Origin of the sequence: Macellibacteroides sp. (assembly GCF_050251695.1) — a bacterium.
Lineage (GTDB): Bacteria > Bacteroidota > Bacteroidia > Bacteroidales > Tannerellaceae > Macellibacteroides > Macellibacteroides fermentans.
Genome location: NZ_JBFWMI010000132.1, coordinates 1 through 6,023 on the forward strand (window position 1 = coordinate 1; position 6,023 = coordinate 6,023).

General features: G+C 39.4%; 7 protein-coding genes and 1 pseudogene. All 8 read left to right on the forward strand.

Going from position 1 to position 6,023, the window contains the following annotated elements; genetic code table 11:
• On the forward strand, positions 1 to 573 hold a 573-nt coding region (locus AB7E53_RS13750; protein WP_446776302.1), incomplete at its 5' end, for a hypothetical protein.
• A 28-nt stretch (positions 574 to 601) separates the two neighbouring features.
• Complete coding sequence (tcmP, locus tag AB7E53_RS13755; RefSeq protein WP_446776304.1) at positions 602 to 1,762, forward strand: three-Cys-motif partner protein TcmP; 1,161 nt, start codon at positions 602 to 604, stop codon at positions 1,760 to 1,762.
• A 4-nt stretch (positions 1,763 to 1,766) separates the two neighbouring features.
• Positions 1,767 to 2,495 (forward strand): DUF5131 family protein, encoded by a 729-nt coding sequence (locus AB7E53_RS13760; RefSeq protein WP_446776306.1) that lies wholly within the window; start codon positions 1,767 to 1,769, stop codon positions 2,493 to 2,495.
• 23 nt (positions 2,496 to 2,518) lie between these two features.
• A complete protein-coding gene (locus AB7E53_RS13765; protein ID WP_446776308.1) occupies positions 2,519 to 2,944 on the forward strand; it encodes an AlbA family DNA-binding domain-containing protein in 426 nt (141 codons plus the stop codon).
• Positions 2,914 to 3,645 (forward strand): annotated as a pseudogene (locus AB7E53_RS13770) (IS4 family transposase); the annotation flags it as partial. The gene AB7E53_RS13765 and the pseudogene AB7E53_RS13770, both read left to right, overlap by 31 nt.
• A gap of 114 nt (positions 3,646 to 3,759) precedes the next feature.
• Positions 3,760 to 4,299: a lipocalin family protein gene (locus tag AB7E53_RS13775; protein ID WP_446776310.1), complete on the forward strand. Its 540-nt coding sequence runs from the start codon at positions 3,760 to 3,762 to the stop codon at positions 4,297 to 4,299.
• Between the two features lie 75 nt (positions 4,300 to 4,374).
• Positions 4,375 to 5,037: a hypothetical protein gene (locus tag AB7E53_RS13780; RefSeq protein WP_079684633.1), complete on the forward strand. Its 663-nt coding sequence runs from the start codon at positions 4,375 to 4,377 to the stop codon at positions 5,035 to 5,037.
• 244 nt (positions 5,038 to 5,281) lie between these two features.
• Entirely contained in the window at positions 5,282 to 5,878 is a 597-nt protein-coding gene (locus tag AB7E53_RS13785) for an HU family DNA-binding protein (protein ID WP_179398840.1), read from the forward strand.
• Positions 5,879 to 6,023: the final 145 nt, after the last annotated feature.

Consider the following 6,023-nt stretch of genomic DNA (forward strand, 5'->3'; position numbering starts at 1 on the left):
CCTGATGAGTATTTACAACAAGCCAATGAATTGGAAGAAGAGATTATCAAAAAAGAGATTCTCCCAATTCTGAGCGAAAAGATAGAACCGGTAATTGGACAAATTCAGCGAGAGTTAGTGTTGGTTGTTGATTATATACCGAATGAACCGCTAAGTGTTCGAATTTCCCGAAAGCGTAATTTTACTGCATCAATGGAGACCATTGAAATTGTCCCCGACCCTAAAGTTGAGCATAATGTAGGTAATATTAAGCGGAATTCACCAACTAAAAGTGCTAAAACAAATTTGCGTGTAACATTTCGGGATGGGACTATGATAGAGAATCGCTTTGCAAAAGACACTCTATTGGAGGTAATACAAAAAGTTGGTGTCGAAAAAGTACGTGCTATCGGCATAGTCCAATGTGGCGTGCCGCTTATATCGAATACCATCGACAATATATATGGAAATGCTCAAGTCGATATTGCAGATGGATGGTATCTGATAACCCACAGTTCAACAGGGCAAAAACGGCAACAGATTGAAAAAATATCCGAAGCTCTTAATTTGGGCTTAAAAGTAGAAATTCTATAATCTCATCCCAATTGAAAGATAAGAATCTATGGCAAAGAATATCAATAATAAAGCATTCAACTGTGAAACTCAACTGAAACTCGATATTTTCAGAGAGTGTTTCCGTGAGTGGTTTCCTGTATTTTTGCACAACCCCTATGTTTCACATATTTATATTTATGACTTGTTTGCAGGAAGCGGGACAGATGCCGAGGGTAAATACGGGTCGCCTCTGATACTTTTAGAAGAAGCGAGGGGAGAAGATGCAAAACACTGCTCTTTTATTAAGAATGGTAACAAGCAAATAACGTTCATCTTCAATGAAAAAGAAAAGACAAAGAAGCAAGAAAAATTCGAGTTGCTTCAATCTAATGTAACCTCTTTTTTCTCTAAATGCAAGGAAGAGAACGACTGTGGACAAGGGTGCACTTATAAGCATCATTGCACAAATAAAGGTTTTAAGGATGGTTTCTATGACGATAGCACGGATTTTCAAAACATACTGAGCAATAGTAAATTCGCAAAATTCTTATTATTGGATCAATATGGATTCAGCCAAATTGATAATAATGTGTTCAACAAATTGATCAATTCACCTAAAACAGATTTTATATTTTTTATTGCAACATCATTCATAGCTCGTTTCAAAGAACATGATAATGTCAAGAAATATATAGACACAAACAAAATTGAATTTGATTCAACGAAACCGCATGAGTGCCACAGAATAATCGCAAACTATTATCAATCATTAATTCCGGCGGATAAAGAATATTACCTGCATCATTTCACTATCGAAAATGGGGTTAACAGGTATGGACTTATTTTTGGAACAGCTCATACACTGGGGATGGAGAAATTTTTAAAAGTATGTTGGAAGTATGATAATCTTGCCGGAGAAGCAAATATGAATATTGATGGTAATCATAAGCCGGGAGAGTTGTTTTATGTAGCAGGTAATAGTAATAAGAAAGATGCTGTAAAAAAGGAAATAAAGGAAATGGTATTATCCGGTCGTATCGCTGACAATATCACTGGCTTTAAATACGCTTTAAAACAAAAATGTATGCCTAATGTGTTGAGTGAGGTGATAAAAGAATTGGAGTCAAAAAATAAGGTTAGGCGTATTGGCGCAAAAAGCTATACTTCAACTGATATTCACAAAATAAAAGTTGGCGGCAAAGATTATTACAAAATAGAATTGTTGTAAGAATATGAAAACGACTAAGATAGAGTGGACAGATAAGACGTGGAATCCGATTACCGGTTGCACCAAAATATCGGCTGGATGCGCGAATTGTTATGCAGAAATCATGTCTAAACGACTGCAAGCCATGAAACAGGATAAATACAAAAATGGCTTTACATTGACAATGCACAACGATGTTCTTGATGAGCCTATAAAATGGAAGAAGCCTCATACCATTTTTGTCTGCTCAATGAGTGATCTTTTCCATGAAAACGTTCCATTTGCTTTTATTGACAAGGTAATGGAAACCATTAAATCTACGCCTCAGCATAACTATCAGATTCTTACCAAACGAGCAAACCGAATGGCCGAGTATTTTTCGGATAAAATCATTCCTAAAAACGCTTGGTTAGGGGTTACTGTTGATATTGCCTGCTCAAAGAGTAGGATTGATTTTTTGCGTAACCTTAATGCTCCAATAAAATTTCTTTCATGTGAACCTCTTTTGGAAGATTTAGGTAATATAAATTTAGATGGAATAGATTGGGTTATAGTTGGTGGAGAAAGTGGAGTGAAAGCTCGTCCCATGAAAGGAGAATGGGTGCAATCCATAAAGGTTCAAACTGAAAAACAAGGTTCGGCATTCTTTTTCAAGCAGTGGGGCACTTGGGGAAGTGATGGAATTAAGCGGAATAAAAAAGCCAACGGCAAATTAATAAATGGCAAGGTATATCAAACCATGCCATCACTATAAATATTGGGAATTGAAAGTATATTATGACTATCAAAGAACTAATAAAACAAACCGAAGGGAGGAGGCTTGAGTTTAAGAGTGTGCTGCCTGAGAATGCAGATTTAGCAAAAACCATTGTGGCTTTTGCAAATAATGCTGGTGGAGAACTATATATCGGGGTCAGAAATAATTCCCGTGAAGTAGTTGGTGTTGCCGAAGATGATCTTAAGGCGATTGAAAAGAAAGTCAGCAGCATTATCTACGATCGTTGCTATCCTGCAATTTTGCCTGAGATTACATTTCTTACCGATGAGGACAAACATCTGATTAAAGTTTCGGTATATCGCGGTAGCACACCACCCTATTACCTGAAAGATAAAGGCAAATTGCAGGGTACATATATCCGGGTCGGTTCGACCGACAGATTGGCTGATGAAAAGGTATCAAAGTTCACACTTTGTATGATGTAGAAACTCAAGTACCTGAATTTATCCACATTACCGAGGCAAAGGTCAACGATGCCAAAGCAATGGATTCAATTTCTTATGAATCTGGCTCTTACTATGTATTCGATCGTGCGTATAACGATTATAAACGACTCTTCAAGATACATATAAAGGACTCGTTTTTCGTTGTGCGTGCCAAGACAGATATAAAGTCAAGAGTACTCAGGTGGAAAAGACGTTTACCTAAGAATATTCTGTCCGATTGTGAGATTGAACTCACCGGCTATTACTCCCAAAAGGCCTATCCGGAGCGTATCAGAATGGTAAGATATTGGGATAAAGACGATCAACGAGAGTTCATTTATTTGACAAATGCAAAACAGATTTCTGCGCCACAAGTTGCAGAATTGTACAAGAATCGCTGGCAGGTGGAGCTGTTTTTCAAATGGCTCAAGCAGCACCTAAAAATCAAGAAATTCTGGGGAACTTCTGAAAACGTAGTGAAGATACAAGTCTATTCTGCCATCATTGCCTACTGTCTTGTTGCCATCATGCAGCATGATATGGAACTCGACAGATAGACATATGAAGTGTTGCAGATTCTCGGAATTTCACTTACAGACAAAACTCCATTGAGAGATGTCTTTAGCAAAACTAAATTCAATGATGTCAATGATCGAAGCGATCTTAATGGACCCGATTTATTTGATAATTTTAAATTTTAACTCGTCCTCTAAGTTTTAGTGGACACTAGTGATATAAATAAAAGAATAAAAGAAGATGACTGATCGTGAACCGCAATGCCTGCAAACGGGTTATATAACATAATCAACAACGCTATGAAAGCATTTATTCTTACGAGTGTCCTTTTGGCTTTGCCTTTTTTTACGGCTTGTTCTCAGGCTGAGAAGAAAAATACAATCAATAAGCAGACGGTCCGATCTCTCAATCTGGACCGGTATCTGGGTAAATGGTACGAAATTGCCCGCTTCGATCATCCTTTTGAACGGGATATGGTGGGGGTGACTGCCGAGTATTCACTGCGTCCGGATGGGAAAATCAGGGTGCTGAACAGTGGGTACAAACCCGACTTTAACGGAAAGTTTAAAACGGCGGAGGGGAAGGCCAGAAGGCCGGATCCTAATGAACCGGGTAAACTGGAGGTCTCTTTTTTCCTTTGGTTTTACGGCGAGTATAACATTCTGGAACTGGACGAGCAAAATTACAGCTATGTTCTGATAGGCAGCAGTTCGGATAAATACCTCTGGATATTAAGCCGTACGCCGCAGTTAGCGCAGGAAACGGTGAATATGCTGCTGGAAAAGGCCAGGGAAAGAGGGTATGATACCTCCAAACTTATTTGGGTAAAGCAAAAATAACAGCCTGTTGGTCTGACTATTTGATGTTTGTTTGAAAAGGAATGCCTACTTTTACACCCATCAAACAAACAATAAATGAGATCTAAAGATTTGAAAGCGGCTGGCACGGCCAGATTATTAGTTATAGGTGAAGATTCAAATCTGCAATGGTCTGATACGGCAACCGAATATGCAATGTTTGCCGACTACTATTTTCGTCGGTTCCCCGAGGATCATGGCGAACGAAGCCGCAATGTGGAGGCGCGCGATTTATTTAATCACATCATGTATGTTACACTCAATTCGGTCAAGCCGGAGGATATGTATATTACAAATCTTTGCAACGATTACGTAGAACCTGCCCCCAAAGGGAAACGGGTGCTGATTAAAGAGGAAAAGGCCCTGAAGGGTGTGGAGCATATTAAATGGATTCTGGAACAATATCCTACCATCGAATGGATTCTCCCAATGTCTTTGCAGACCAATTACTGGCTTCAGAAAGTGGGGTTCTATGGAGGTGATGAGGCGTTTCTGCATGGTGCTCAGCCACGTCGCGTAGGGATTGAGTGCATTCAGCCCTATTATCAACCGGTTGACGGGAAGGCCTTTGCAAGTATTTGTGGAAACATATACGATGCCAACGATTATCCTGCAAAAGTGATTCCGATTCTGCCGGCAAAGGATTATCCTTTAAAGGGGTTGAACGAGGAAAAATATGGTAAAGCCTACGAAAGATTGCGTGCCAGTTTCCGGAAGTAGAGCTTAGCGCCCGCAATCAACAGGTTATTTATCATTAATATCTTGTAAATTATTTTTTTCCCGATATACTTTTGTATCTTTGCCTTAAGGGAAGTATTTGTTCAACATATGGACACTTTGCATTCAACAATTGTTAAACGCAAGTTATCCATATGTTGACTTTGCGTTTGACAATTGACAAACGAATACTTGCCTTAAGTTTTACAATTAGTTTCCTTAATCTTTTCTAATATTTAATCATTACATGAGTGCTAAGTATAAGCTAACAGAAAATCCTCCTGCATCAGCAAAGAACGGAATACAAAACTTACATGCCCGTATTGTTCCTTCACGTACGGCAACAATTGATGACCTGGCTGCAGAGATTTCCACTATATCCACCTTTTCATCGGGCGACATTAAAGGGTTGCTCGAAAGTTTCACCCAAGTGGTTACCAATCGCCTTAAAAACGGCGAGAATGTTAACCTGGACGGACTGGGATACTATTCCGTTTCGCTGGATTGTCCCAAAGATATCACCAGCGAGAAGCGGATACGTGCCGAATCGATACGCTTCAGGAATGTGAATTTCCGCTGCTCGAATAAGATGAAAGCAAGTCTGAAGTCCATGAAGCTGGAACGTGTACCTGCCGTAAAGAAAAAAGAGTTTACCGGAGAGGAGCGTTTGCAGCGGATTATAAGTAAAATGAATGAGCTGCGCACGGTTACCTGTACCGACTGTATGGGTGTGAATCAGTGTTCACGCTACATCGCCTTGCAAGACCTTAATACGCTGATCGAGAGTGGAAAGATAGAAAAACTGGGCTACGGAAAGAACGTATTGTATATGCTGCGTCCCTGATTCCGTTGGTGACAGATAACAGATGATTTGGATCTGTCACACCCATCTGTCATTTCCAGAACCCTTATCCACAAAGGGATCTGAGCCATTTTATGAGAGATGACAGATGAAATTGACATTTATTCGTTTTAAACAGGAAGTAGCT

Bases quoted from the DNA above. Each gene is read 5' to 3' on its own strand.
- tcmP (WP_446776304.1), top strand. From the start codon at position 602: ATGGCAAAGAATATCAATAATAAAGCATTCAACTGTGAAACTCAACTG.
- AB7E53_RS13760 (WP_446776306.1), top strand. From the start codon at position 1,767: ATGAAAACGACTAAGATAGAGTGGACAGATAAGACGTGGAATCCGATT.
- AB7E53_RS13765 (WP_446776308.1), top strand. From the start codon at position 2,519: ATGACTATCAAAGAACTAATAAAACAAACCGAAGGGAGGAGGCTTGAG.
- AB7E53_RS13775 (WP_446776310.1), top strand. From the start codon at position 3,760: ATGAAAGCATTTATTCTTACGAGTGTCCTTTTGGCTTTGCCTTTTTTT.
- AB7E53_RS13780 (WP_079684633.1), top strand. From the start codon at position 4,375: ATGAGATCTAAAGATTTGAAAGCGGCTGGCACGGCCAGATTATTAGTT.
- AB7E53_RS13785 (WP_179398840.1), top strand. From the start codon at position 5,282: ATGAGTGCTAAGTATAAGCTAACAGAAAATCCTCCTGCATCAGCAAAG.